Here is a 26928-nt window from a genome sequence, read left to right on the forward strand (position 1 = left end):
GCCCGTCGATAACGCCTATCTTCGCACTATGAGCATATTTGCGATCCTGGCCACTATCATTGCGTCCGTCATCGCGATGGAATTCATCGCCTGGGCGAGCCACAAATATATCATGCACGGCTTCGGCTGGGGCTGGCACCGCGACCATCACGAGCCGCATGACAAGGCTCTGGAGAAAAACGATCTCTACGGCATCGTCGGCGCAGTGATGAGCATCTCGATGTTCGCCATCGGCAGCCCTATGATCATGGGCGCGAGCGCGTGGGAGCCGGGCACATGGGTTGGCCTCGGCATCCTGTTCTACGGCATCATCTACACGCTGATCCACGACGGCCTGGTGCATCAGAGATATTTCAAATATGTGCCGAAGCGCGGCTATGCCAAGCGTCTGGTGCAGGCGCACAAGCTGCACCATGCGACGATCGGCAAGCATGGCGGGGTCAGCTTCGGCTTTGTCTTTGCCCGCGATCCGGCGAAGCTGAAGGCGGAGTTGAAGCAGCAGCGCGAGGCCGGGGTTGCGGTTGTTCGGGATGCGGTTGGTTAGGAGCTGCCGGTTCTGATCGACGCCCAACTGGTCAATCCGATACCGGCAAAGATTATCAGTCCCCCGATCATCAGTCGCGCCGTCAATATTTCGCCCAGCAACAGCACGCCCCCGAAAGCGGCAATCGCCGGAACCGAAAGCTGCGATACGGCGGCGCTGGTGATCGATATCCGGGCCAGCATATTATACCACAGGACATAGCCCAGAGCCGACGTCACGCCGCCCGAAATCACCGCCATGACGACACCCGTCCCAGTGAACATCGACCAGTCGACCAGCGGAAACAGCAGCAATGTCAGCAGGCTCGCACCTACAAAATAGCGAGCCGTGGTCCGCGAAGGGTCCGCAACCGTCTTTCCGGCCCAGCTCGAAACACCCCACGCCACTCCTGCGCAGATCATTGCCACGGTGCTCAGCAGCGGTGGTGCCGTCGCGCCTGGGAACATCAGATAGACCAGACCGATCAGGGCGATAGCCGCTCCGGCCAATTGCCCCTTCGATGGCACAATTTGCCGTGTGAGACCGATGACCTGCATGGTAATCTGCCCGGCAGGAAACAGGATCAGCGCACCAATCCCCGCCTCCAGACCGATATAGGCGCAGGAAAAAGCTGCGGCATAGACGAATAGGGACAACGCGCCGACCAGATCGCGGCGCTGCGGCAGGACTGACTGGCGTTTCTGTGCTCCGATCAGGAGCGATAGGACAATGGCACCCGCTGCAAGCCGAACAATTGTGTAGCCAGCCCAGTCGATTTGTCCGTCTGCCAGAGCAGCACGCGCCAGCAGCGAATTGCCGGCAAAGGCGGACAGAGTAATGGCCAGCAGGCAGCCTGTTGCCAGCCTGCCTTCAAATTTCACCACGGTTCAGCTAGGCTTGGCCAACAACACTGTCCCGCCCAGTTCAACCGTCTTGTGATAGCCCGGCCGCGCCACCAGCGCCTCGAAATAGCGCGCGCAATTCGGACGGCCGTCGAGCTGCCCCAGAGCCGCGCGCCCTTCGAGCATATAATGCAGATTGATATCCGCGCCGGTAAATTTATCCGCGACGAGGAAATCCTTGCCCTCCAGTTCAATCTCGAGATGGTCGAGCAGCTTGTCGACTTCGGCCTGCAGAAAGCCCTTCATGATATCGGGCAGCCCGCCGAGCATCGGCGCGATGCCGGTTATGATGAAGCTCATGCCCATCGTGCCTTCGGCGAAATGCAGCCATTCGAGATATTTGGCCCGTTCGGGATGATCGACCGCCACGCCGAGCGCGCCATCGCTGTGCCGCTCGATCAGATATTCGATGATCGCGCCGGATTCGACCATTACATGGCCGTCCACCTCGACCGTAGGCGCCTTGGCCAGCCGATGCACCTCACCCAGTTCCGGCGGCGCGCGCCGGGTCTTGGGGTCCCGGTGATAGGTCACCATCTCATATTCGATCCCGCCCTCTTCGCAGAGCCAGATGATACGGGACGAGCGGGAATAGTCGAGATGGTGCAGCTTGATCATGGGAAATTCTCCTTTGCGGCCACCTATACCGTTCGTCCTGAGCTTGTCGAAGGACAAATTGCACCCACTCACCGTGCTTCGACAGGCGCAGCACGAACGGAGTCCTGTGCTCCGCACTTGATGCGGAGCTCCGGCGTCTGCAAATGGCAGGCTGGCGCAAGGCTCCGCATCAGGTGCGGAGCACCGACCTAATGCCCGACCACGCCCAGACTCTCGAACGGCTTGTCATTCTCGCTATATTTCTCGACCAGCGTCGCACTCGCCTGATTGAGGCCGATGACCTCGACCGACTTGCCCTCATTCTTGAGGCGTTCGACGATCTTGTCCAGGATGCCGGTCGCGCTGATGTCCCAGAAATGCGCGTCATGGACATCGATGATCACGCTGTCGATGCCTTCCTCGTTGAACTCCATCGCCTCGTAGAGCATGTCGACAGAGCCGAAGAAGATCTGGCCGCCGAAGACATAGCGGTGAGTCGTCACCTCGACGAAATCCTGAATCGTGACCAGTTGACGGACTTTCCAGGCGAAGAATATGCCCGAGAGCAAGACGCCGGAGAGCACGCCAATCGACAGATCATGGGTGGCCACAACCATCACCACGGTGGCGATCATAACGACATTGGACGGCCATGGGTGATGGGTGATTTCGGTAAAGCTCTTCCAGCGGAAGGTGGAAATCGAGACAAAGATCATCACCGCGACCAGCGCCGGCATCGGGATCTGCGCGACCCACTGGCCGAGACCGACGATCAGCACCAGCAGCATCACACCCGCGACAAAGGTCGACAACCGCCGCCGGCCGCCGGATTTTATATTGATCACTGATTGCCCGATCATTGCGCAGCCACCCATGCCGCCGATCCAGCCGGTGACAAAATTGGCAAGGCCCTGACCATAGGTTTCGCGCTTCTTGTCGCTGCGCGTTTCAGTCATGTCATCAACAATAGAGGCGGTCAGCAGGGATTCGAGCAGCCCGACCGCAGCCATCGCCAGCGAATAGGGCGCGATGATCTGCAAGGTTTCCCAGCTGATCGGGATTTGCGGGATATGGAGCCACGGCAGACTGTCAGGCAGTTCGCCCATGTCGCCGACGGTAAACACATCGGCCCGGAAATACATGCTGACACCCGCGAGCACGATGATGGCCGCGAGCGGCGATGGCACCAATGTGGTAATTTTGGGAAGACCGTAAATGATCGCCAAACCGGCGGCGATCATTGCATAGGTTTCCCAGGTAAAGGCTTCACCGCTCATCTGCGGAATCTGCGCCATGAAGATCAGGATCGCCAATGCGTTGACGAAGCCGGTAATCACCGAGCGCGACACGAAACGCATCAACAGATCGAGCCGCAGCAAGGCCGCTATCGCCTGGAATATCCCCATCAATATGGTGGCGGCAAACAGATATTCGACGCCATGATCGCGCACCAGCGGCACCACGAGCACCGCCACCGCAGCGGTAGCCGCGCTGATCATCCCCGGACGTCCGCCGACCATCGAGATGATGACGGCGATCGAGAAGCTGGCATAAAGTCCGACCCGTGGATCAACTCCGGCGATGATCGCAAAACCGATGGCTTCCGGAATCAGCGCCAGTGCAACGACCAGCCCGGCCAGAAATTCGGTTTTGGGATTCGACAGCCAGTCGCGCCGAAAATCACTGTGAATCGCCATGGGCAGGCTCCATCATTAGAAAAAATGCTGCGCCGCAACATTGGAAAAACGTGCCTTTGCCGGAAGGGCTGGATTCAGTCAAGTTCAGCGGCCGTGCTTCGCAACGATGCGGAGCATATGCCGCCACAACACTGCCTCCAGCCTCCAAAGCTCCGCATCAGGTGCGGAGCACAGGATCAGCCAGCCCGAAAATCTGCCGTCACGGTGGCTACCGCGATGATCTCCTGCTCGTGACCGATTTCGCGCTGCGGCTCGGCCAGCGCTTGGCGCTGCCATTCCTGCATAGCCGGATGGGATATGATATGATCCACCCACGCCCGACCTGCAGCACCGATATCGAGGTCAAAACTGCGCACCCGAAAGGCAACCGGCGCATAAAAGGCGTCGACGATCGTGAACCGGTCCCCTGCCAGCCATGGCCCGCCAAAATCATCCAGCCCCTGCGCAAACAGTTCGCCGATCCGGTCAATATTCCGCTGCAGGCCGGGCTCGACCGCGTGCAGTGTCGCCCGCACGCCGACATTCATCGGACAGGTATTCCGCAGCGGCGCAAACCCGCCGTGCATTTCCGCCGCCGCGCAACGCGCCCAGGTCCGCGCCTTTTCGTCTTCCGGCCAGCATCCCGGATGCCGCTCCGCGAGATATTCCATGATGGCGAGCGAATCCCAGATGGTTTCGTCACCATCCTTCAGGCAGGGTACCTGCCCGTTGGGCGCGAACTTGCGAAACCGCTCATAATTATCTTCTTCGAAATAGATAATCTGCTCCGCAAACGGAATATCGAGCGCCTTCATCAATATCCACGGGCGCAGCGACCAGCTGGAATAGTTGCGGTTGGCGGTGATCAGGGTGTAGGTCATAAATCTGTTTTCTTTTATGAGTAGGGGCCAGAATCATTCGAACCGGGCTATGCTAGCACCGACAACGGGAAGATTGAACAATGACATTATCCAGAAGAGATTTTATCCGCTCAGCTCAAGCCGTGGGCCTATTCTATGCTTCCGTGTCAATCGCAGGATGCGCCCGCGCACATAGTGCCAATCGCTCCTTCGCCCTGATTCCCGACCCCGCCAAACGTCTCGATCTGCCGGAAGGTTTCTCCTATACGTTGGTCAGCGAGACCGGCGGCATAATGTCCGACGGCTTTTTCCGCCCCGGCCGGCCCGATGGCATGGCCTGTTTCGCGTATCCGGATGATGCCGACAAATGCATATTGATGCGCAATCATGAAAATTGGAACAGCGTCCCTCTTGGCAGTCCGTTCGGCAAGGACAATGAACTGCTCGACCGGGTTTCCGATAGCCAGCTCTATGATCGCAAGAAAGACGGCTCGCCCTTTTTCGGCGGCGTGACCAAACTGGTTTATGATCTCAAACACAAACGCATGGAACGGGATTTCCTGGTGCTTACCGGCACCGCGGCCAATTGCGCTGGTGGATCGACCCCCTGGGGAAGCTGGCTCAGCTGTGAAGAGGAAATGCTCACGCCGGAAGAAGGTCCGGGAAAATATCACGGATTCGTCTTCGAAACCCCGTCCAGCGCGACCGGCCTGATTGACGCCATACCGCTGACAGCCATGGGCCGCTTCACACACGAAGCTGCCTCTGTCGATCCGAAAACCGGCATCGTCTACATGACCGAAGATTCCCGGACCGGATTATTTTACCGGTTCATCCCGAAGGTACCGGGACAATTGCATGAAGGTGGCCGCCTGCAGGCGCTTGTCCTGACCAACAGAAAAGCCGCCATTACCTCAAACTGGCCCAAAGACTGGGGCGGCAATGCAGCCGCACCATTCATCGTCGGGCAGGATCATGTAGCCCAATGGATCGACCTCGACGATGTCGAAGCGCCCGATGGAGATCTGTCCCAGCGCGGTCATGCTGCCGGAGCCGCCATATTCATGCGCGGCGAAGGGCTCGACTATGCCGTGCGCATGGACGGAACAACTGGCGATTTCTATTTCACCTGCACCGAAGGTGGCGCGCAACGCGTCGGCCAAATATGGCGTTATACGCCCGACCATAGCCCGGACAGCGGACCGGAATCCGGCGGTACGTTGCAGCTATTCTTCGAATCCACCAGCGCCGATTCCCTCGACATGTGCGACAATCTGGTGGTTGCACCGTGGAACGACATCATCCTCTGCGAGGACGGACGCGGCGACCAATATCTGCGCGGCCTTACCCCCGACGGCAAAATCTACGACCTCGCCCGCAACGCGCACAAGGACCAGAGCGAATTCTGCGGCGCCTGCTTCTCGCCCGACGGCACGACCATGTTCGTCAATGTGCAGGAGCCGGGATATACTTATGCGATCACCGGGCCGTGGGAAACGTTGAGGGTCTGATAGTCAATAAGGGCGGCAATGGGGTTTACCTGATCCTTTTCCGTTCCAGGGTTTCAGTACGGCTCTCGATCGTTTTATTGCCGTCTGCATCCGTTATCACCAAAAGGCTTACCCGAACACGTTTTGAGATATTGTCGTCTGAAGCAGGGAAATAGGTCTCGGTAATCGTTCCCGCTATATCTTGCTGGCACCGCTCTTCAGTGGCATCGGCCAGAGCCACCGGCTCACCCATTATCTGGCCAACTATCACGTCGCTTTCGGCTTGATTACGGCAAACAAAATCGGGGTCGACGGAAAAATGCGCTGTTAGAACCGACTGGTCTGCTTCTGATGTTCCAGATTCAAGAATGGCCGAGTCCAATGCTCCTACCAGCGAAAGCTCTGCCCCTTCGACATATTTTGACGAATCTAATTCATAGTCCTCAAAAATGCCAATGGCGGACTGGGGATCGCAATCAACGAGAAACGCGCTCCAGGTAAAAATCCACTGCCCGCATAAATCTCGCGTCCAATTGGCTTTTTGTAGCCACGCTTCCAATCGCTCCTCCAACTCGGATTCGTTCAACAATTGCAGTGGCCCATTTTTTGGTTTGAAAATACGGGCCGGAAATCTCCATTCCCTTGCTCTGGCTTCTTCGTCCGGAAGATCAATTTCCAGTTCGACGCCTGCCGGCGTTACTGCAATCACTCTCTCTATTGCGGCTTGGCGGCCCGATGAACTACCGGTTGATTGACCGTCGCCATTCTTACTATCGGTTTTATAGGACAGTTTCAGTTCAAATATATTGCCGGGCTGCCGCTGCGTGTCCGATGCCACGGCCGGGAGCAAAGGCAGCGAGACAAAAAACAAAAACGCGACAAGCCCTCTGAACATCACCCCGCCCCGATCAATTCCCGGCCAATCAGCATCCGGCGAATTTCATTGGTACCGGCACCAATATCGAGCAATTTGCTATCGCGCCAGTAACGCTCGACCGGCCAGTCGGTGGTATAGCCGGCGCCGCCTAGGGCCTGGATCGACTCCTCGGCCACCCGGACACTATTCTCGCTCGCCAGCATCACCGCGCCGGCCGCATCGAAGCGCGTGGTCTGACCGGCGTCGCAGGATTTGTTGACATTATAGACATAGCTGCGCGCGCTGTTCAGGCGGACATACATGTCGGCGATCTTGCCCTGCATCAGCTGGAAGCTGCCAATCGGCTTGCCGAACTGCTTGCGCTCGCGGACATAGGGGATGACCGTGTCGAGACAGGCCTGCATCAGCCCGAGCGGGATCGCCGCCAGCACGGCCCGTTCGTAATCGAGACCGGACATCAAGACACCGACGCCGCCGTTGAGCGGCCCCATGACATTTTCTTCCGGTACTTCGCAATCGTCGAACACCAGCTCCGCCGTCGGACTGCCCTTCATCCCGACTTTCTCGATCTTCTGGCCGATGGAGAAGCCCTTCATGCCCTTCTCGATCAGGAAAGCCGTGATCCCGCCCGAACCCGCATCGGGGCGGGTCTTGGCATAGACCACCAAAGTATCGGCGCAGGTGCTGTTGGTAATCCAGAATTTCGTGCCGTTCAGGACATAGCCGCCCTGCACGGCTTCGGCCTTGAGCTTCATCGACACCACATCGCTGCCCGCTCCGGCTTCCGACATCGCCAGCGCGCCGACATGTTCGCCGGAGATCAGCTTCGGCAGATATTTGGCTTTCTGCTCCGCATTGGCCCAGCGGCGGATCTGGTTGACGCACAGATTGCTGTGCGCACCATAGCTCAGGCCCAGCGCCGCGCTGCCACGACTGACTTCTTCAACCGCAATCGCATGTTCGAGATAGCCGAGCCCCAGTCCGCCGTCTTCCTCGTCGACCGTAATCCCATGCAGGCCCAAATCGCCCATCTGCTCCCAAAGCTCGCGCGGGAACCAGTCCTCGCGGTCCATTTTCTGGGCCAGCGGCATGATCTTCTCTTCGGCAAAGCGGCGCGTGGTGTCGCGGATCTGGTCGGCCATTTCGCCGAGCTGGAAATCAAATTGTGGAGTGGCAATCATCGTTCGTTCCTCAATAAATCTGCCCCGCTTTAGCAGATTGCAAAGCCGTTTCCAGTGCTTGCGCGCAGCATGGTCCAATGCCATAGCGCGGCCATGCTCTATAACCTTGCAAAGCCCTTCATATTCGCGCTCGAAGCCGAACGCGCCCACGGCCTGACCATCGCCGGCCTGAAGACCCTCCCGATGGGCCCCGCGCCCAAATGCGATCCCGTTCTGGCGACCAGTGTCGCCGGTCTCGCCTTCGTCAATCCGATCGGCATGGCCCCCGGCTTCGACAAGAATGGCGAAGTACCCGACGCGCTGATCCGCATGGGCTTCGGCTTTGCCGAGGTCGGCACGCTGACCCCGCTGCCACAGGCAGGCAATCCCAAACCGCGCATCTTCCGGCTGGTTGAGGACAAGGCGGTGATCAACCGGCTCGGCTTCAACAATCGCGGCCAGCAGGAAGCCCTGCCCCGCCTCAAGAAGATGCGCGGGCGGATGGGCCAAGGCGTGCTCGGCATCAATATCGGCGCCAACAAGGACAGCACGGATCGCATCGCCGATTATGTCACCGGCGCAAAAAACATGGCGCCGCTGGCGGACTATCTGACGGTCAATATCAGCTCGCCCAACACCCCGGGGCTGCGAGCCTTGCAGGACAAGGGCGCGCTGGCGGAACTGCTGGCCGCCGTCATGGCGGCGATGGGCAAATCGAAGACTCCGGTCTTCCTGAAAGTGGCTCCCGATCTGGAGCCTGCCGACATCGACGATATTGTCGACGTCGCGATGGACCAGAAGATCGCCGCGCTGATCATTTCCAACACCACCATCACCCGGCCCGATCTGAAATCCGATAACCAGTCCGAAACCGGCGGCCTGTCGGGCGCACCGCTGAAAGATCTGGCGCTGCAACGCCTCAAGGATTTCCGCAAGACCAGCGGCGGCAAAATCCCGCTGATCGGGGTCGGCGGCATTGCTACGGCGGAGGACGCCTATGAGCGCATCCGCGCTGGTGCGTCATTGGTACAGCTTTATACGGCGATGATCTATGAAGGCCCGACCATAGCCGCCGCGATGAGCTGCCAGTTGGCCAAACTGGTCAAACGGGACGGCTTCACCAATATTGCCGAGGCTGTCGGCACGGCATAAAGCCTGTTGTTGCGCTATTCGCCGGCTCCCACCAGCACTACGCCTTCGCGGCGCGGATCAAAGCCACCGTCGACCTTGCCATTGCGGATCATCACGGCATGCACGCCGCTATCTTCGCCCTGGCCCGGCTTGAGATCAATCCCGCGCGCCGCAAGCCCCTGCAGAACCGCCGGATCGAACTTGTCCAATTCACCGCCAATGGCTGCCCCCCGGGCAACAAGATTGGGCAAGGCCAGAGCCTGCTGCATGGACAGGTTCCAGTCGATCGCACCGACCAGCGACTTTGCCACATAGGCCAATATGCTGTTGCCGCCCGCCGATCCTATAGCGCCCGCGAACTTGCCGTCGCTGTCGAGCAGGATCGCTGGCGTCATCGATGAACGGGGCCGCTTGCCCGGTGCCACCGCATTGGCCGCCGGGCGCCCCTCGGCATCAACCGGATTGAACGAAAAATCGGTGAGCTGATTGTTCAGAAAGAAACCGTCAACCATGCGGCCGCTGCCAAAGATCGATTCAACCGTCGTCGTAATCGAAACCACATTGCCCTGCGCATCGCGGACGATGAAATGGGATGTTCCAGCGGGTTCCAATGTATGATCAGCAGCAGCCTGCACCGCTCCGCGCGGCGTTCCCGCTTCGGGTGGAGCAGCGGCTGCGGTCTCGCCGATCAGGGCCGCACGCGAGGCAACATAGGCCGGCTCCAGCAGGCCCTTAACCGGAACCGAAGCGAAGGCTGGATCGCCGACATATTGGTCGCGGTCCGCGTACATCAGGCGGCTGGCCTCGGCGAACAGGAACCAGGCTTGCGCATCATCGGGGCTTCGCGTGGCAATATCGGTTTGTTCCAGCATCGACAGCAATTGCAGCAAGCCGACGCCGCTCGACGGCGGTGGTGGCACGCAGACAAGATAGACGCGATAGGGATTGCACAAAGCTTCCCGCTTGACCGGCTGGTAAGCGGCCAGATCGGCAATCGTCATCCGCCCGCCCAGCGGCGCCGAGCGGGTCTTGTCGACGATTTTCGCGGCCGTTGATCCGCTGTACAGCGCCTCGGGTCCGTTCCTCGCCAAGCGCCTCAGAAAATCGGCATATTCCGGATTGGTGATCCGATCGCCGGTGGTCTTCCGCTTGCCATCGGGGTTGCCGAAATAGGCGGCGGCATCCGGCGTATCGAGTTGCGGAAAGGAAAATCCCAGAAAACGCCCCAGCCGCGGGCTGATGACAAAGCCCTCCTCCGCCGTCCGCTCTGCCGCCGAAAACAGGCTGCTCCAGTCAAGCGCGCCATGCTCCTCATGCACCAGCGCCAGCATCCCGACCGCGCCCGGCACACCGGTGGCCCGGCCGCTGGTTACCGCCTGGCGATAGCCGAGCGGCTTGCCTTCCGGCCCGAGAAACATCGACGGACTGGCCTGTGCCGGCGCCGTTTCCCGGCCATCATAGACCGTCAGTTTTCCGGTCGTGCCGTCGAGATAGGTCAGGAACGCACCGCCGCCGAGCCCGGAACTTTGCGGCTCGACCAGCGACAGCATCGCCTGCACGGCAATCGCCGCATCAATCGCGCTGCCGCCCCGTTTCAAGACATCCTGTCCGGCCTGCGCCGCCAGCGGATTGGCCGCGATGACGAACGGCTCTTCCTGCGATGGTGCGGAAGCCGTCGGCGCTGAAACAGCAGCCGGTTCAGATAGCCCGGTCTGGGCACAGGAAGCGGTGAGCAACGCTGCCGCAGCAACGATAAGACGGGATATTTTCATATGGTCGAAAGCTATAGACCAGGTCGAACGGCGATGTCCATTGGCAGTGATTGTGCCGCCGCCGATCAGGAAAATGGCAACCGTTTTTACCTAAATAATTGCCGAGCGGTTTCAACCGCGCTAGTCCATAGGCAAATGATCCAGCGCCGGTAGGATTTCCGGAGCATGAGAGAGGAAGCATCGCGTGGGCCAGAAAAAGCCGGAAAACCGTTATCTAGAATTCGATCAATATCCCAATCTGGTGTCGATGTTTTTCGATCGCGCCAAACAGGGCGGCAACAAGCCATTTCTGAGCGCCAAGATTGATGGCGCCTGGCAGGCCACCAGCTGGACCGAAGCGGCACGGCAAGTCGCAGCCTTTGCGAAATCGCTGAAGCGCATCGGCCTGAAAAAGGGCGACCGGGTCATGCTGGTGTCGGAAAACCGCCCCGAATGGTGCATCGCCGATCTCGGTATCATGGCGGCTGGCTGCATCACCGTGCCGACCTACACCACCAATACCGCCTCCGATCATCAGCATATCCTGGACAATAGCGGCGCCCACGCAGTCATCGTCTCCAACAGCAAGCTGGCGCAAAATCTGCTGCCGTCGGTGATCGGTTCTTCCGACGCCAATATCATCATCGGCATCACCGATCTGCGTATCGGCCAGTCGGGCGATTTCGACCTGTACAGCTGGGGCAAGCTTGTCCAGGGCAGCGACAAGGATGTCGCCGAAGTCACCGAACAGGTCGCCAGCATCACCCGCGACGAGACCGCCTGCATCATCTACACCAGCGGCACCGGCGGCAAGCCGCGCGGCGTGATGCAGCATCATGGCGCGATCCTGCACAATACCAAGGGCCCCGCCGAGGTTATCGAAAGCGACTTCGGCTGGGACGACGAGGTCTTCCTCTCCTTCCTGCCCTTGAGCCATGCCTATGAACATAGCGCCGGCCAGTTTTTCCCGATCGGTCTCGGCGCACAGATCTTTTATTCCGAGGGTCTCGAAAAGCTCGCCTCCAATATCGAGGAAGTGCGCCCGACGATCATGGTCGTGGTGCCGCGCCTGTTCGAAGTGCTCCGCGCCCGATTGATCAAGACGGTCGAGAAACAGGGCAAGATGCCCAATTACCTGCTCGGCAAGGCGCTCGCCATCGGAGATCGCAAGGCCGAAGGCAAAGGCCGCAAGCGCGACAAGCTGATGGACATGTTTCTCAACAAGACGCTGCGCCCGAAAGTACAGCAGCGCTTTGGCGGACGGATCAAGGCGATGGTCTCCGGCGGCGCGCCGCTCAACCCCGAAATCGGCACTTTCTTCCAGTCGCTCGGCCTGACCCTGTTGCAAGGCTATGGCCAGACCGAATCCGGCCCGATCATCGCCTGCAACCGCCCGCGCACCGGCCTGAAAATGGACACGGTCGGCCCGCCGATGGTCGATACTGAGGTTAAGATCGCCGAGGACGGTGAAATCCTGGTCCGCGGCGAACTGGTCATGCACGGCTACTGGCGCAACCAGGAAGAGACCGACAAGGTGCTCAAGGACGGCTGGCTGCACACCGGCGACATCGGCCATATCGACGAAGCCGGACGAGTCGCGATCACCGACCGCAAGAAGGACCTGATCGTCAACGACAAGGGCGACAATATCGCCCCGCAAAAGGTCGAGGGCATGCTTACCATCCAGCCGGAAATATTGCAGGCCATGATCACCGGCGACCGCAAACCCTATATGGTCGGCCTGATCGTCCCCGACCCCGAATGGGCGCTCGAATGGTCGCGCGAACAGGACATGCCCTATGATTTCATCGCCCTGCAGGCCAACCCGGCGTTCAAGGCGGCGGTGCGGGAAGCGGTAGACCGGGTCAACAAGGACCTCTCCGTCATCGAAAAAGTCCGCCGCTTCGAATTCGCCGACGAGCCGTTTGCGATCGAGAATGAGGAACTGACCCCGAGCATGAAGATCCGGCGGCATGTGATTAGGGAGCGGTATCAGGAGCGGATGGACGGGTTGTATAAGAAGTGAGGCAGGTGGCGACAGTGAAAGAGGGACAGTTTTTTCGATGGCGTTGATGATCCGCCAGCACAATCCGGAATGAAAGATGTTTAGAATTATATCAGCGTACAGACTTTTGAAGTCCCTCAAATACCTTCAAAAGAACGACGCCTCACAATCTCGTCAGTATCTCGATAAAGTACTCGGAGTTCACGACAAACATTTTGATTTTATAGTCGCTTTCGACGCGATGGTTATGGGTGTTGAATCTCGTCACGACGAGTCTTTGAAGCGATTCAGAGAGGCTCGGATTCTTTGGGAAGAATATTCCGATCCTGATAGCCAATACATCGTTCTTTTTTGCCGATATTGGGAATGCATATTGGTTGAAGGCGGAAATTGCGAAAAGTTTAAGAACCAGGCTCTTGGATTGGATACTGGAAAACGTGTCAGGATGTTTTTGAGACTGTAGCCTTCACGGCCGCTAACTAAAACTCGATGACAGTTGCACCAATCCCCTCTCCCTCAAGGGAGAGGGTTGCGCAGACTTGGCAGCTTGCTGCCTAGTCGGAGCCGGGTGAGGGTTTACCGGCCCCAAGTTGCACAGCAACCAACCAGCGGAACACCCTCATCCAACTGCGCCTAGCCGCCTTGCGCTGCCGCTTCGGTGGCAAGGCTTCGTATCCTTCTCCCTCACGGTAGAAGGTGACTTGATTGAAGGGAGGATGGACCAGCTCGATCCATCGACGTTCCGTGATTCAGGCGGGCTATCTTGCTCAATCTCCGAACTATTTACTCAAAATATAGCCTCAGAGCTATTGACATCTATATAGCCTCTAAGCTATAGAATGCCATGCCTTGGGTCGTTGAGCTTTATAGCGATTTCGAAAGCGAGTTCGCGAAGCTCGACGAGGCTGTTCAGGATGAACTGCTCGCGATGGCGGGGTTGCTGGAAATCTATGGCCCGCAGCTTGGCAGGCCTCATGCCGATACCCTCTCGGGTTCAAGACATGCCAACATGAAAGAGTTGCGCTTTGGTGCCGCTGACGGCGTATGGCGCGTGGCATTTGCATTTGATCCAGAGCGAAAAGCCATGATTCTGGTCGCAGGAGACAAATCCGGTGGCAGCCAGAAGCGCTTTTATAAAAATCTGATCAACAAGGCGGACGAGAGATTTGACGCACATTTGGCGGCACTCGCCAAGAAGGAGAATTGACGTTGGGACGGAATATCAAAACCATTCGGGATGCGTTACCGGCCGAACGGCGCCAGAAAATTGCTGCGCGCACCGAAGAACTGGTTGCCGAAGTGGAAGGGCTTAAAGCCTTTCGCAAACTGGCCAATCGCAGTCAGGTGCAAATGGCCAAGGCGCTTGGCGTTAAACAGCCATCAGTACATAAAATCGAGCATCAAACCGATCTCTATCTTTCGACATTACGCAAGTTTGTGGAAGCAGCGGGAGGCAAGCTGGAATTGCGCGTGGAAATGCCAGGCAAAGGCGTTGTAAACATCACCAATGTCGGTGACCTTGGATAGTGAAATTTGAGGATTGCGAGCTGCAGGAACGATGCCAGCTTGCCAAATGCACCTGTTCCCTCTCCCGCAAGGGAGTTTGGTCTCTGCAGACTTGACAGCTTGCTGCTTGGTCGGAGCCGGGTGAGGGTTTACCGGACCCAAGTTGCACAGCAACCCACCGGCGGAACGCCCTGATCCAACTGCGCCTAGACGCCTTCGCCAAAGCTTCGGCGAGCTTTGCGCCTTCGCGGCTTCGCGTGAACCTGGTGCCCTCGCCGACACCGTGATTCCGGAGCCTAATTGCTATCCGCTCCCAAATTCTGCTTGAAAAAAGCAATGATCTTGGGCCAGTTATCTTTACGGGCATCGTTATTGCCTTTCGCGGTGCCGCCCATCTCGCTCAGGCGCTCGTAATTTTCAGCGGTTTCCTCTCTGGGCTTGCCGGTGACCGAGTGCCCAGCGTCTTCATAGGCCAATAATGTGACGTCCGGCTGCCCGAATTTCTTTGCTCTCGCCTCGACCGCCCGTGCCATGTCGCAGGATGGCCAGAGATTATCCTTCTCCCCGCAGATCAGCAGCACCGGTGCTTTGGTTTTCTCGATCTTGATCACGGCATCGGGATATTCGGGCAGTTGCTTGAGGCTGTTTTTATACATTGTGACATAGGCACCCGGAGCGAACAGTTCCGGAAACCCTAATGGTATATACGGAACATAGGTGACCGGTTTGCCGCCCAGGCTCCATGACGAGCTAAGCTTTGTGGCGTCCCAGCTCTCCCAGCTGAACCCCTGCCACACAACATTGCTGGGCATCTGCGAGACCACCGCCTTCAGTTCAGGATGCCGGGAAGCAACGAGCAATGCGGCTTCTCCGCCTTTCGATCCACCCATGATGCCAATGGCGTCCGCGTTAACATCATCGCGGGACTTCAGCCATTCCAGCGCCATGTCAAAAGTCTCCAGTGGCACCAGATTGAAGTCGGAATTGGCTTTTGATGTCCGATAATAGCCGGGATAGAGCACCGAAAATCCTTCCGCGTTCAGCATCCGCGCCATCACGTGGTGCGCTTCCTGTAATCCGCCTTCCGAGCCGCCGAGCATCAATATGGCGGGGCGCCTGCCCTCGCCATCGCCGTGGAAATAATGGGCAGGCCGGTCGTTGATCGTAATACGGATCCCGCCTTCTCCGGGCTCGTCGACGGTAATCGGAAATCCCGGCATGAAATACCAGGCAGCACCGCCACCCACCACAAGCAGTGCTATCAATCCCAAACAGCCAAATCCGAAAATTTTCTTCCAGCGCATGATAGCCCCCCGTTATTTGCACTCTGCAGCATGTTCCAGTGATAATATGATCGAAATATTGATTTGAAACAAGAATTACGAACTACTGTGGCACAAATTACAAAAATATTGTGACAGGTTACTAAATGTACACAGCCCTCTCTCTTGAGTGAGTCTGTTTCTGCAGGCTTGGCAGCTTGCTGCGTGGTTGCAGTTGAGTGAGGGTTTACCGGACCTCGGTGGCACAGCAACCAACCAGCGGAACACCCTCATCCAACTGCGCCTAGCCGCCTGCGCTATCGCTTCGGCGGCAAGGCTCCGTATCCTTCTCCCTCACGGGAGAAGGTGAAATCACTTGGCATCTTCCGCTTTGCGTCTTCGTGGCTTCGTGTGAGCCCAATCGACCCAACGGCACGGTGAACAGCGCAGCAGGGGAACTTTTCCCTCTCACCGCCGTTGGAACGACTATGCAACCCGAACGGAAACATAAACTCAAGTTTAAATCGATCCCCGCCCATGCTCCCAACTCGCGGTCGGGCAAGGCCAGCGCGGTCAGCTTTTTCGCTCTTCGCAAGCCACGGTGCCTCCAGCCATCAGCGCCACCGCAACGGGACCGCTAAGCATCACCTTCCGGGCAATTCTTCTCATCATCCTACTGGCGCTGGCTCTGCGGACCTATGAATGGGTCGCGCATGATTACCGCATGCCGTGGACGCCGCTGTCGCTGGCCGCGCCGATCGGCCCGTTTACCACCCGCAAAATCGACGCGCTCGCCGATGATACGCCCTTTTGCCATGCACTGCTCGAAGAAGCCGCTATCGGCTACTCGCCCCTTCCCCCGGTCAGCGCCGGACCGCAATGCGGCTATGACAATGGCGTCACCCTCACCCGGGACCGGCCGCAGGCCATCGCCTACAGCCCCGCCGCCAAGACCAGCTGCCCGATGGCGGTCAGCCTGGTGCTGTGGGAAAATCAGATCGTCAACGCCGCGGCTGCGCTCCATCTCGGCACCACGGTCGAGCAGATCATCACCTATGGCAGCTATAGCTGCCGGCGGATCGGCGGCGGGCAGACGGGCAATTATAGCGAACATGCCACCGCCAACGCGATCGATATCGCCGCCTTCCGCCTTGCCGACGGGCGCACGGTCTCGGTTGCCGGACACTGGAACGCGAATGACGAGCGGTCGCGCTTTCTCAAAGAGGTGCGGGACGGCGCCTGCTCCCTGTTCGCGACCACCCTGTCGCCCGACTATAATGAGGCGCATGAGGATCATCTGCATTTGGACCAGGCACCGCGCGGTGGCTCGCAATATTGCCGGTAATTTCGGATCAAAGTGACGGCCTATCAGTCCCCTCTCCCGTGCGGGAGAGGGTTGCGCAGACTTGGCAGCTTGCTGCCTAGGCGAAGCTGGGTGAGGGCGTACCGGACCACGATGGCAAAGCAACCAACCAGCGGAACACCCTCATCCAACTCCATCTAGTCGCCTGCGCTACGCTCCGGCGGCAAGATTGCATATCCTTCTCCCTCACGGGAGAAGGTTCAAAGATCACACTCGGCAACGGGCCGGGTACCAGCGAAAGCAATATATCTCCCAAAGCGCGCGCAACCGCTTCGTGTCTTCGCGCGAGACCATTGCGCCCGTTCCCTTCGCACCGGTGGACAGCTAGCGAAAACTCACTCGGCATCCTTCGTATAAGGCACAAAATCACCAAAGGCACAGCTGCCGGTCGACATTTTGGTGGTATTGTCGATCAGCTGCACGGCATCACCCCGGCACAGCGTCGATGTCGGACGGCTATAGGACAATATGCTGCGGTCCGCGTTGCGGCAGCCGCCAAGAGGCTTGTTCACATAGATGGTCTTGGCGTTCCGGCGCGAGGCGAAAATCAGGATATCATCGCTGATCACCGTCATTTCGCGTTGGTCGTTGCGGTTGATGCAGGATTGCGCTTCGCCTGCAGTCCGGCCTTCCAGGCGCTTGTCGAGCTCAGCCTGCTGTTTTTCGGTCAGCTCTATTTGCTCTCCGCTGATCGCCGGTGCAGCGAGCAGCATTGCTGCCGGAATTGCAAAAATCAGTTTTCTCATCACCAGTCTCCTCTTTCCAGTCCCTGCCGGTCATCGCTATAGCATGAATCCGACTGAACCGGCGATGAAACCGGCAGGCGCTGGCTAGAAATTGTCTTTCGCTGTCCGCCGCGCACCCAGTTCCGCCGCCGACGATGCCCGCATGAAGGGGTTGGTGGCCCGTTCCAGTCTGATCGTCGTCGGCACGGTCGCCTCGCCGCGCTCGCGCAGGGTGAGAACCTCGGCCATCCGTTCTTTCAGCGCCATATTGTCCGGCTCTGCGACCAGCGCATATTCGCCGTTGCTCTGGGTATATTCATGGGCGCAATAGATTTTCGTCGCATCCGGCAGCGCCTCGAGCTTGCGCATATTGTCATACATTTGCTCGGCCGTGCCCTCGAACAGCCGCCCGCAGCCCATGGCGAAAAGCGTATCGCCAACGAAAGCGACCTTTTCCGAAGGGATATGAAAAGCGATATGGCCAGCGGTATGGGCCGGCACGTCGATGACATCGGCGGTTATCTCGCCGAGCTTCACCGTGTCACCTTCCTTCACAAAATGGTCGAGCGTCGGAATCCGCTCCCGCTCCGCTTCCGGACCGGTGATCCGGCAGCCGGTCGCTTGTTTGATCGCGGCGTTGCCGCCGGTGTGATCGGGGTGCCAGTGGGTGTTCCAGATCTGGGTAATTTTCCATCCGCGCCTTTCGGCTTCCGCCAGCACCGGTTCCGCCACCGCCGGATCGACGACCATCGTCTCCTGCGACTGCGGTTCATGGACCAGCCAGACATAATTGTCGGACAATACGGCTATTCGGATGATTTCTAACATGATCGGCAAATTACTCCGCAAATTTAATAGTGTCGATGTTTAACCGCAAAATAAGAAATTTTACCCTATCCGGTCGGGCACTGCAGCAGTGATTTTGGAAAGGGGCGTCATTTGCGCTTATTTATCGCGTTTCTGGCTTATGTGTGCCTCTGTTCCCCGGCTCTCGCCGAGATTCCGATGCCGGACAGGCTGTGCACGCAAAGCAGCGCAGAAAACATTCCCATTGCAACCATATTGCAGGCTGGCCGATCCTTTGACTGCTCTAGCAACAAATATGCGGTGGAGGGGCCCAGAGTCTGGATCAAAATTCCTTTCCTCGACGATCCGCTTCCGGCCGGCGTGATAGAGGTTCAGGGCGATAATAACGGCCTGACCACAATGCAGGTCCATGCCGTTCTCGACGATGGGGAGATATTATCTTCGCTTTTCTCGGAGCGCGCAGTCCGGGAGAGCTGGCGGCCAAAAGGCTATTATGGCCTTGCCGTACCCGGCACCGAAAACCCGGAAATACGGAGCCGTATCCGGCATGTCTATATCGCGATCGACGATCCGAAGGTGGTCAGCTCGCTATCGTTGGTTCGGCTGGCCTCCAAGGCGGAATGGGATGATCTGGAGCTGCCGCTGGCGATCATGTTTGCGGCGCTTTGCGGGATGGCGATCATGCCGCTGCTCTATAACGTGTTCTTCTACGGCGCCCTGCGCTACAGCTTCATGCTCTGGCACAGCCTGATGATCAGCGCGACCGTCGCCTACACGTTCAGTTCGTCCGGCCTGATGTTCATTATCTTTCCCGAAGTCAGTCTGACCACGAAAATGCTGCTCAACTACTGGACGCTGGCGATCGGCGTTGGAGCCGGCGGCTTTTTCCTCGTCCGTTTCGTCGAACCGGGGAAGATCGCGCCCTGGCTGCAAGGCCTTATAACCGTGTCCGCCATGTTACCGGTTTTCGTCACGCTGTTCGTGTTCCAGATTGACGAAGGCTATCGAATGGACGCACGCACCTATTATCACGCATCGTTTCTGCCGATCTTTTTCATCGTGCTTTATGCCATGGTGCATGCGCTGCGCCGCGGCAGTAAGGCCATCTGGTTTCAGATCGCTGGCTGGACGCCGATTATCATGTTCGGCCTTGACCGGGTGGCCCGCGGCATGGACCTTTATATCGGCTGGCCGATACTCGATTACGGGCTCTATTTCACGCTGGTGCTGGAAACCGTCATCCTTGCGCTGGGTGTCGCCAACCGGATCTTGCGGCTGCGGCAACGGCACGAACTATCCATGCGCAAGCAGGTTGAACTGACCCTGCTCGCCGATACGGACGGATTGACGATGATGAACAATCGTCGGTCCTTTGAGCGAGAATTCCAGGGCAACCAGCGCGAGTTTCGCTACAGTCACCTTGCCATTTTCGACATTGATTTCTTCAAGCGGGTCAATGACCGCTACGGCCACGAAATCGGTGATGAAGTCTTGCGCATTGTCGGCAAAGAGCTTGAAGCGACACGACATTTTGCAGCCCGGATCGGCGGGGAAGAATTCACCTTGCTCATGCAGAATGACAACCGCGAGGATCGCAAAAACTATCCGGCCAATGAACTGACCGAAATCTGCGAAAAGCTGATCCAGACGGTGAATGAGCAGGTTCCGGAAATTCTGGAACCCGTGACATTCTCCGTCGGCGTCGCTTCAATCGCCAAACGCGCTTCACTGCGCAGCGTGATGGCAACCGCTGACCGGCGCCTCTATGACGCCAAGCACAATGGCCGCAACCAGATTGTCTGGATCGATATCTCGGCGGCAAAATCGGCTACACCCGTTGGAAGTGCCTCCGTATAAAGGCCGTCAGCCGCTTACCACTCGCCGATATTTTCCATGCTCGCCCAGGGTTCCCGAGCCGCCAAACTCTCGCCCTTTTGCAGCAGCTCCACCGAAATATTGTCGGGCGAGCGAACAAAAGCCATATGGCCATCGCGCGGCGGGCGATTGATCGTGACGCCGGCATCCATCAACGTCTGGCACAAGACATAAATATCATCGACGGCATAAGCGAGATGGCCAAAATTCCGGCCGCCGTCATATTGCTCTGCCGGGCTGCCATCTTCCGCCGGCCAGTTATAGGTCAGTTCGACCTCCGCGACATCCTTCTGGCCGGGACCAGCCAGAAAAATCAGCGTGAAACGCCCCTGCTCGCTGTCATAGCGGCGCACCTCTTCCAGACCGAGAAGCCCGAAAAATGCAACACTTGCATCCGGATCGCTGACCCTGAGCATGGTGTGCAGATATTTTATAGTCACAGGAAATCTCCATTCGTCGCTATTCAGAAACAGTTCATCGCAGCTATCGCAAAACCGAACCGGGTCGTTTGAAACAGCCTATGCGGCTTTTGAACTGAGGGAAAGAGTGATGAGCGAGAAATTTATCGAGAGCAAGAACAAGGTCTGGCTGGCGAGTGCCGGCCTGTTGACCATTGGCCTGATCAGCGGTGGTTATTTGCTCGGCGACGGCCTGTTGCGCGCCAAAATGGCCGATCGCAGCGTCACCGTTCGGGGCTTGGCCGAGCGCGAGGTGACCGCCGACCTCGCCACCTGGACAATCGCCTACAGCGCCCAATCCACCGACCTGCAAAGCGCGCAGACCGATATCGATCGCGACACCACGGCCATCACGACTTTTTTCAAGGAACTGGGCTTCAAGGCCGATGCTCTCAAGCCGACCGGCGCCAACGTCAACCAATATAGCAACAACGGCATCCCTCAATATACGATCCGTCAGCGTCTCAGCCTGCGCACCGATGATATCGACAAGGCCCAGGCCGCCGTCGCCCGCCAGTTCGACCTGGTCCGTCGCGGCGTCGTGCTCGAAGACGGTTCCGGCATGAGCTACACTTTTACCAAGCTGGATGAGATCAAACCGGCAATGGTTGCGGAAGCCACCAAGGACGCCCGCAAGTCTGCCGAACAATTTGCCGAAGACAGCGGCACCGATGTCGGCGGGATCAAATCCGCCACCCAGGGCTATTTCAGCATCGACAGCCGCGACGGCGACGCCGGCGGCTATGGCGTGACCGACACGCCTTATAAAAAAGTACGCGTTGTCACGACAGTGAATTTCTACCTCGACTAAAAACGGCATGCGAACCGATCCGGCGCCCGACCGGGATCGGCTCGCATCACGACTTTCAGAAAGTCAGCAGCGACAGCAGGTCTTTGACTGTGCCGAGATCATATTCTTCGTTGGCCGGAGACCATTGGCGGTTTGATCCCAGATAGGAGCCATTATCAAGCTCGAGCAGCCCGATAATCGTCTCCGCCACGATCCGTCCACCGACCGGCCCCAGCCCTTCACCTTGCACGAAGGTTCCGGGCGATGCCTCCTGACCAATCGCACCGGCTTCTGCCAATATGTAAAGCCACAAGGGTGTTCCCGCATCGAGGCTCGCGGGAGGATTCGCAGCCGCTGCCAGCGCTTTGGCCACACTGGAAACCTGATCAATTTCTGTATCCGGACGTTCGCAGGCTTCCGCGATAGTTTCACCCGAGGGCAGACGAAACGCCTGTCCGCGCAAGAAATTACGGGTAGCCAGCGATTTTTCGCCATTGGTCACAAACGGCAGGTTCAGAAGATCTTTCGCCATTTTGACATCGAGCTTGTCGGCCCGGTCAACGGTCGGGTCCGACAGATCGAGCACTTGCGGCCACTGCACCACAGCATCCGCATCATTCAAGGCACCGAAGCCGTGGCCTAGCGTGGGGCCAAACACCTCAAGCGCCGGCTTGCCAGCCTGAATCTGGATACGCTGCGGAATCATCGAATGGCCAAACCGATAGGCCGCGACGGAAAATTCGACCGGTATGTAGGGATCGGCACCAAAATGTTCGCCAAAATGGCAATCTTCCGGCCGATAAATGAAACGGCCATTGCCAAAAATATCATCCAGCAGCGGCTGCCCGACCAGAGCGCGCAGATAGTCGTTCACCACCACCCATTGGTAATGCCAGGTAACAACCCGTCGCGCTTCTTCAAACAGATGGTCTGCGGCCACTTTCTTCCCGTCCAGATGATCGACAACCTTGTTGTGGAAACGGATCATGCCCAGCTGCAGTTGCGAGATAATCCGGTTTTCATCGTTGCGCGGATCGCCGATAATGGCCCGATATTGCGGCGAGCGCAGCAGATCGTCTGTTTGGAAAGCGGTTGCACCCGGCATATCAGCACCGGTGAGCAGCTTCACGCCGTTAAACTTGGGTTGATCGTGGAAATACATGAACGGCGAGCCTTCCGGCCCGTCCCCGTAGATGCAATCCAGATCCAGAGTCGGCGTCCGGAAATTGGTCGTCGCTTCCGGCCGGTCCAGTCTTGCAAAACTGCTGGTTAGGTCCAGCGTGATATCATGATCGACGAACTGGCCGAAAAAGATATGCGCTACAGGGATATTATTAGTTTTCTGTGCAGCACCGGTTGATTTCATCGGGCCATTTTTTGCCCCGATGGCCGCCAGTGCATTGGGGTCGACATAAAGCGGGGGAAGATCACCGAACATTCGTCCGAAGCGGTCACTCCTGTTTGTGCCGCTGGTGCAAAGGGCCGGTAGCCCCTTGAACTCTTTCATTCCATGATGAGTTGCCATTGATTTCGCTCCATTTACTTTGAGTGATGACCTGCCATTATTGGTCTAGGTCCTGGAGCGACCCGCAAAAATTGTATCCTAGCGTTTCGATTCCCGTCAATCTGCATCGATCTTCAGGCGCTATGGCTTTGGCGAAAAGGCAATATTTCTGTGGTTAACGGAAATTTCATCAGGAAATCTGCCATTTTTGAGAGCCACAGGAGTGGCTTTTCGGCGCCAGAATTGGCGCGCGCCACCCCGTATGTTCACTCCTGCGCGGCATCCACCAACTGCGCGAGATAGCGGGATGCTGCCTGCCCCGCGGCGCTGTCCGCATCAAATTTGACTGCCTGCTGCCAGTTGTTTCTGGCGTTCACCATATCACCAGCCTGATAGGCAATATTGCCGGCTTCCAGCGCAATGGCGGGATCGGTGGCGACCAGTTTTGCAGCCGTTGCAATATCCGATTTGGCCTGCACGAGATCACCGGTACGTCGCGCCAGGGTAGCGGACAGCAACCAGCCCAGCGGGTCCTCGGGAGCCAGCTGGTGAACCAGGATAAATTGTTTCTTTGCCTCATCATATTGATTCAGCGCAACATATGCGCGCGCCGTATCGAGATGCACTTCGCCCTTTAACAATCCATCAAGCGTGGCCGGTCCCAGCGCAGCCTGAAAATATTTCAACGCAACCAGCGGATCTCCGCCAGCGAGCGCCGCATTACCGGCCTGCGACCAGAAATTGGCCGCTCGTTCGTCGCCTGCAGCTTGCGCTTTTTCGGCTGACTGGACAAATTCCGATATTGCTTTTTCCCAATTTTCCTGTTCCGCATAGGCAAAGCCCAGACAATTGCGCGCCAAATATCCGCCGCCCTCAATTTGCCATTTATTCGCTGCGAGCAAACCGGCGGCCGGATCGTCAGCCGCCTGATCAACGCATTGATCAAAGCGGATGTCGCTTGGAGTTTTTATCCGGGGAGATGGTGAACGGACCACAGACTCCGGCCTGGCTTTCGATGGCCGCAAAACGGGATCGATCGGGGAACCAAAAGGCGTAGCCGATTGCATCAACAAAGGCAGAATTAGCGAGGATATCATGAGCGGGATGTCCAACATTGGCTTGGGTTAAGAAGATTGGCTCACCCCAGTCGTGAAACCACGTCAATCAGCAAGGCGATATCCTGATCCCGGGACAGGCGGTGATCGCCATCCTTTATCAGATGCACCTGCACATCATCTGAACGGATTTTCTTCGCCGTCTCCAGACTATATTCCCAGGGGACATCACTGTCCCTCTGCCCGTGCAACAAACGCACAGCGCCATCAAAGGCAATTTCCTTGTGCAGCAAACGGTTGGCATCGCCCGACTGCCAGAAAGTCTGCGTGGTGACATAGGGCTCGTCGGAATATTCGCTTGCTTCCTCCAGCTTGCCGTCGCGCAGGATCGTCATTTTCTGTTCCTGGGTAAAGCCCCAGTCGGTGAAGTCAGGCGCAGCGGCAATGCCGACCAGATTTTTCACCCGCATCGGGCGCGACAATGCGACCAGCAGCATCAGCCAGCCACCCATCGACGAACCGATCAGGGTGATTGACCCCGATGTCACCTTGTCGATCAGGAACAGCACATCTTCGCGCCAGTCGATCAGACTCTGATCCTCGAAATCGCCACCGCTCGCGCCGCAGCCGGCATAGTCGAGCCGCAGCATCGCCCTGCCCTGTTGCTTTGCCCATGCGTCGAGCGCCAGCGCCTTGCTGCCTTCCATGTCCGACATATAGCCGGGCAGGAACACCAGCGTCGTCCCCTTCACGCCCGCCTTGGCCGGCGTGAAGCAATAAGCAAGCGAAGCGCCGCCGGGTCGGTCGAGGTAAATTATGTCGTCTTCCATATTGTCACCCAATAAGTGCCCCCGCGACGGCGGGGGATCATCTCTTGTCCTATAGTATAAAAACGATGGATGAGAAGGCACGTTGACGTGCGTTTGGTGGCTCAACCACCTCTGTCATTGGAATATTACCCGGAGGATGGACATCTGCCTGCGCCGGTACACGGCAGATGTCACCGGCGATCAGCTGGCCGCCAAATAGACAATCAAAAGACAGAGAAAGGCGATGATCAACATGCCGATATTGGATAGCAGCGGCGGTTTGGCCCGGGGCAATATCGCCGCCAGCTCGGCCGGAATCTCGCCCTTGAACCCGAGCTTCCACTTCGGACGATCCTTGATACCGTCCTCGAGACCGAAGACATGGGAGTCGCCTTCCTTGCCGCGATAGACCAGATCGCCGAAAAAATAGGCTTCGCTGCGCCACTGCTGCTCGTAAAGCGCGAAGGTCTTGCCAATCACCTCGATCCGCACCCGCCGCTTCAGCGCGCTTCCGCTATCGACAAGCCAGACTTGTTGCAGATCAGACATGGGCCGAGCTTAAGGCAAGATGCGGTCGAGCGCATCACAATTCTTCGCCTCCTCAATCGCGCAGGAAAACCTCCTCTATTGCCATGTCGAACAGGTCCGCGATCCGGAAGGCCAGCGGTAGGGACGGATCATATTTTCCGGTTTCGATCGCGTTGACGCTCTGCCGGGAAACCTTGAGCCGGTCGGCGAGATCAGCCTGCGACCAGTCGCGCTCGGCGCGGAGTACTTTGAGCCGGTTTTTCATGCTTTCCACCGGACCAGTCCACCGGCGATGCCGAACATGGCCAACCAGATGACACCGATCCACTGAGGTCCATGAAACAGTACCCCATAGACGTTGAGAAACTGCCAGACCGTCGCGATTCCCAATGTCATCGCGGTTCCGATGATAATTTGCTTGGTCATCAACAGGCGTTGATATTCATCATCCATTTCCACCAACAGGCGGAAGATGGTCCAGAATATGCCGAGGATCGGTAGCGCCGTCAGGATGGCCAATACGGCTGCCACCGGTTCGCCGGGAGGATTGGCGCTGTTCATCCAGCTCAGCCCACCCACCAGAATGGCGATATAGAGCGACATGAATATCGCCAGCCGGATGGAGTAGCGCTTCATATATACAGGCATCTTGCTCATTGGTTCAGCCCTCTGATGCGATAGAAAAAATAGCCAAAGCCCCACGCCGATATCAATATCGCCACGAGATTGCCCGCGCTCATCGTGCCCAGCTGCTTTTCGAAAACCAGCCAGACCATATTGGCAAAAATGGCCGAGATGATGGCGACAATCGCGCCATTGGCCATCATCTGGAAAAAATAGTCCTCGAGTTTGCGGCGGTCCAGAGCGGCTGCATAGGTCGCGACATAGGAGAGCAGCAAAACGAGCAGCGCCGCGCCGACGACCTTGGTCAGCGGCGTGACACTGCCCGGGCGGACTTCGTTCGGGTCGAATATCGAAACCGCGAGCAGGCCCATGCCGACGAGCAGGATGAAGCCGAACATCCAGTCGGGTTTCAGCAGGCGGCAGAATCGCTGCCAGATACCCGGAGAGCTGCTCCCGGTCATCATATCACACCCAAAAACAGAATAGCGAGCGCCGCCCACATGCCGATATTTTCATTGGGCGTCATGGCCCGGCCCGAACAGCGTTTCAGTTTCATGATCATTCTCCATCAAGTGACATAGACAACATGTCATGTTTGCTTGACTTATATGCGCGATTCGCATCTTTATGTCAAGTATACATGACATTCT

27 protein-coding genes are annotated in these 26928 nt (G+C 57.8%); 9 read left to right on the forward strand and 18 right to left on the reverse strand.

Annotation, left to right across the window (positions count from 1 at the left end):
* The first annotated feature begins 28 nt into the window (after positions 1–28).
* Positions 29–544 carry a sterol desaturase family protein gene (locus tag AZE99_RS11975; protein WP_067201420.1) on the forward strand — a complete coding sequence of 172 codons (516 nt, stop codon included), beginning with the start codon at positions 29–31 and terminating at the stop codon, positions 542–544.
* Here the strand turns inward: AZE99_RS11975 and AZE99_RS11980 are convergent.
* The 4 genes from AZE99_RS11980 to AZE99_RS11995 form a co-directional block, all read right to left on the reverse strand.
* A complete protein-coding gene (locus tag AZE99_RS11980) occupies positions 541–1404 on the reverse strand; it encodes a DMT family transporter (RefSeq protein WP_156472242.1) in 864 nt (287 codons plus the stop codon). The two genes, AZE99_RS11975 and AZE99_RS11980, sit on opposite strands and share 4 nt — an antisense overlap.
* 6 nt (positions 1405–1410) lie before the next feature.
* The gene (locus AZE99_RS11985) at positions 1411–2043 is read right to left on the reverse strand and encodes a glutathione S-transferase family protein (protein ID WP_067201424.1); all 633 of its coding nucleotides are present in this window, start codon (positions 2041–2043) and stop codon (positions 1411–1413) included.
* Positions 2044–2231: 188 nt separating this feature from the next.
* On the reverse strand, positions 2232–3719 hold the full coding sequence (locus AZE99_RS11990) for a SulP family inorganic anion transporter (protein WP_067201427.1): 1488 nt from the start codon (positions 3717–3719) through the stop codon (positions 2232–2234).
* 176 nt (positions 3720–3895) lie between these two features.
* Positions 3896–4579 carry a glutathione S-transferase family protein gene (locus AZE99_RS11995; protein WP_067201429.1) on the reverse strand — a complete coding sequence of 228 codons (684 nt, stop codon included), beginning with the start codon at positions 4577–4579 and terminating at the stop codon, positions 3896–3898.
* A gap of 80 nt (positions 4580–4659) precedes the next feature.
* On the opposite strand from AZE99_RS11995, the gene AZE99_RS12000 reads away from it, so the two are divergent.
* The gene (locus AZE99_RS12000) at positions 4660–6069 is read left to right on the forward strand and encodes an alkaline phosphatase PhoX (RefSeq protein ID WP_082788355.1); all 1410 of its coding nucleotides are present in this window, start codon (positions 4660–4662) and stop codon (positions 6067–6069) included.
* Positions 6070–6094: 25 nt separating this feature from the next.
* Here AZE99_RS12000 and AZE99_RS12005 read toward each other — a convergent pair whose 3' ends face one another.
* The gene (locus AZE99_RS12005; protein WP_067201434.1) at positions 6095–6943 is read right to left on the reverse strand and encodes a hypothetical protein; all 849 of its coding nucleotides are present in this window, start codon (positions 6941–6943) and stop codon (positions 6095–6097) included.
* Positions 6943–8106: an isovaleryl-CoA dehydrogenase gene (locus tag AZE99_RS12010; RefSeq protein ID WP_067201437.1), complete on the reverse strand. Its 1164-nt coding sequence runs from the start codon at positions 8104–8106 to the stop codon at positions 6943–6945. Before AZE99_RS12010 ends, AZE99_RS12005 begins: the two co-directional genes overlap by 1 nt.
* Positions 8107–8199: 93 nt before the next feature.
* Here AZE99_RS12010 and AZE99_RS12015 point away from each other — a divergent pair, with 93 nt between their 5' ends.
* Positions 8200–9237, forward strand: a complete 1038-nt coding sequence (locus tag AZE99_RS12015; RefSeq protein WP_067203626.1) for a quinone-dependent dihydroorotate dehydrogenase — start codon at positions 8200–8202, stop codon at positions 9235–9237.
* Between the two features lie 14 nt (positions 9238–9251).
* Here AZE99_RS12015 and ggt read toward each other — a convergent pair whose 3' ends face one another.
* Positions 9252–10988 carry a gamma-glutamyltransferase gene (gene ggt, locus AZE99_RS12020; protein ID WP_067201440.1) on the reverse strand — a complete coding sequence of 579 codons (1737 nt, stop codon included), beginning with the start codon at positions 10986–10988 and terminating at the stop codon, positions 9252–9254.
* A 247-nt stretch (positions 10989–11235) separates the two neighbouring features.
* On the opposite strand from ggt, the gene AZE99_RS12025 reads away from it, so the two are divergent.
* From AZE99_RS12025 to AZE99_RS12040, 3 genes are all read left to right on the forward strand, one after another.
* Positions 11236–12993 carry an AMP-dependent synthetase/ligase gene (locus tag AZE99_RS12025; RefSeq protein ID WP_067203628.1) on the forward strand — a complete coding sequence of 586 codons (1758 nt, stop codon included), beginning with the start codon at positions 11236–11238 and terminating at the stop codon, positions 12991–12993.
* A gap of 823 nt (positions 12994–13816) precedes the next feature.
* Positions 13817–14179, forward strand: coding sequence for a type II toxin-antitoxin system RelE/ParE family toxin (locus tag AZE99_RS12035; RefSeq protein WP_067201445.1), 363 nt, complete (start codon positions 13817–13819; stop codon positions 14177–14179).
* Positions 14180–14181: 2 nt separating this feature from the next.
* Entirely contained in the window at positions 14182–14499 is a 318-nt protein-coding gene (locus AZE99_RS12040) for an XRE family transcriptional regulator (RefSeq protein WP_067201448.1), read from the forward strand.
* A gap of 275 nt (positions 14500–14774) precedes the next feature.
* Here the strand turns inward: AZE99_RS12040 and AZE99_RS12045 are convergent, their stop codons facing one another.
* Positions 14775–15782, reverse strand: coding sequence for an acyl-CoA thioester hydrolase/BAAT C-terminal domain-containing protein (locus tag AZE99_RS12045; protein ID WP_067201451.1), 1008 nt, complete (start codon positions 15780–15782; stop codon positions 14775–14777).
* Positions 15783–16341: 559 nt separating this feature from the next.
* On the opposite strand from AZE99_RS12045, the gene AZE99_RS12050 reads away from it, so the two are divergent.
* A complete protein-coding gene (locus AZE99_RS12050; protein WP_231862603.1) occupies positions 16342–17085 on the forward strand; it encodes an extensin-like domain-containing protein in 744 nt (247 codons plus the stop codon).
* 353 nt (positions 17086–17438) lie between these two features.
* Here AZE99_RS12050 and AZE99_RS12055 read toward each other — a convergent pair whose 3' ends face one another.
* Together AZE99_RS12055 and gloB are read right to left on the reverse strand one after the other, a co-directional pair.
* Entirely contained in the window at positions 17439–17849 is a 411-nt protein-coding gene (locus tag AZE99_RS12055; RefSeq protein WP_067201454.1) for a hypothetical protein, read from the reverse strand.
* Between the two features lie 84 nt (positions 17850–17933).
* Entirely contained in the window at positions 17934–18656 is a 723-nt protein-coding gene (gene gloB, locus AZE99_RS12060) for a hydroxyacylglutathione hydrolase (protein WP_067201457.1), read from the reverse strand.
* A 111-nt stretch (positions 18657–18767) separates the two neighbouring features.
* Between gloB and AZE99_RS12065 the strand changes: the two genes are divergently transcribed.
* Positions 18768–20492, forward strand: a complete 1725-nt coding sequence (locus tag AZE99_RS12065; protein ID WP_067201460.1) for a sensor domain-containing diguanylate cyclase — start codon at positions 18768–18770, stop codon at positions 20490–20492.
* Between the two features lie 14 nt (positions 20493–20506).
* Here the strand turns inward: AZE99_RS12065 and AZE99_RS12070 are convergent, their stop codons facing one another.
* Positions 20507–20926, reverse strand: coding sequence for a VOC family protein (locus AZE99_RS12070; protein ID WP_067201462.1), 420 nt, complete (start codon positions 20924–20926; stop codon positions 20507–20509).
* Between the two features lie 133 nt (positions 20927–21059).
* Here AZE99_RS12070 and AZE99_RS12075 point away from each other — a divergent pair, with 133 nt between their 5' ends.
* Positions 21060–21779: an SIMPL domain-containing protein gene (locus AZE99_RS12075; protein ID WP_067201465.1), complete on the forward strand. Its 720-nt coding sequence runs from the start codon at positions 21060–21062 to the stop codon at positions 21777–21779.
* A 55-nt stretch (positions 21780–21834) separates the two neighbouring features.
* Here AZE99_RS12075 and AZE99_RS12080 read toward each other — a convergent pair whose 3' ends face one another.
* The 7 genes from AZE99_RS12080 to AZE99_RS12110 all read right to left on the reverse strand — a co-directional run bounded on the left by AZE99_RS12080 (position 21835) and on the right by AZE99_RS12110 (position 26742).
* On the reverse strand, positions 21835–23283 hold the full coding sequence (locus AZE99_RS12080; protein ID WP_067201468.1) for a peroxidase family protein: 1449 nt from the start codon (positions 23281–23283) through the stop codon (positions 21835–21837).
* 245 nt (positions 23284–23528) lie between these two features.
* Complete coding sequence (locus AZE99_RS12085; RefSeq protein ID WP_197460182.1) at positions 23529–24257, reverse strand: tetratricopeptide repeat protein; 729 nt, start codon at positions 24255–24257, stop codon at positions 23529–23531.
* 143 nt (positions 24258–24400) lie between these two features.
* Positions 24401–25147 carry an alpha/beta hydrolase gene (locus AZE99_RS12090; protein WP_067203632.1) on the reverse strand — a complete coding sequence of 249 codons (747 nt, stop codon included), beginning with the start codon at positions 25145–25147 and terminating at the stop codon, positions 24401–24403.
* Positions 25148–25327: 180 nt separating this feature from the next.
* Complete coding sequence (locus AZE99_RS12095) at positions 25328–25675, reverse strand: hypothetical protein (protein WP_067201474.1); 348 nt, start codon at positions 25673–25675, stop codon at positions 25328–25330.
* Positions 25676–25727: 52 nt separating this feature from the next.
* Positions 25728–25919, reverse strand: a complete 192-nt coding sequence (locus AZE99_RS12100) for a helix-turn-helix transcriptional regulator (RefSeq protein WP_067201477.1) — start codon at positions 25917–25919, stop codon at positions 25728–25730.
* On the reverse strand, positions 25916–26311 hold the full coding sequence (locus AZE99_RS12105) for a hypothetical protein (RefSeq protein ID WP_067201479.1): 396 nt from the start codon (positions 26309–26311) through the stop codon (positions 25916–25918). Before AZE99_RS12105 ends, AZE99_RS12100 begins: the two co-directional genes overlap by 4 nt.
* On the reverse strand, positions 26308–26742 hold the full coding sequence (locus AZE99_RS12110) for a hypothetical protein (RefSeq protein ID WP_067201482.1): 435 nt from the start codon (positions 26740–26742) through the stop codon (positions 26308–26310). Before AZE99_RS12110 ends, AZE99_RS12105 begins: the two co-directional genes overlap by 4 nt.
* Between the last annotated feature and the right edge of the window lie 186 nt (positions 26743–26928).

The organism is Sphingorhabdus sp. M41 (assembly GCF_001586275.1).
GTDB lineage: Bacteria > Pseudomonadota > Alphaproteobacteria > Sphingomonadales > Sphingomonadaceae > Parasphingorhabdus.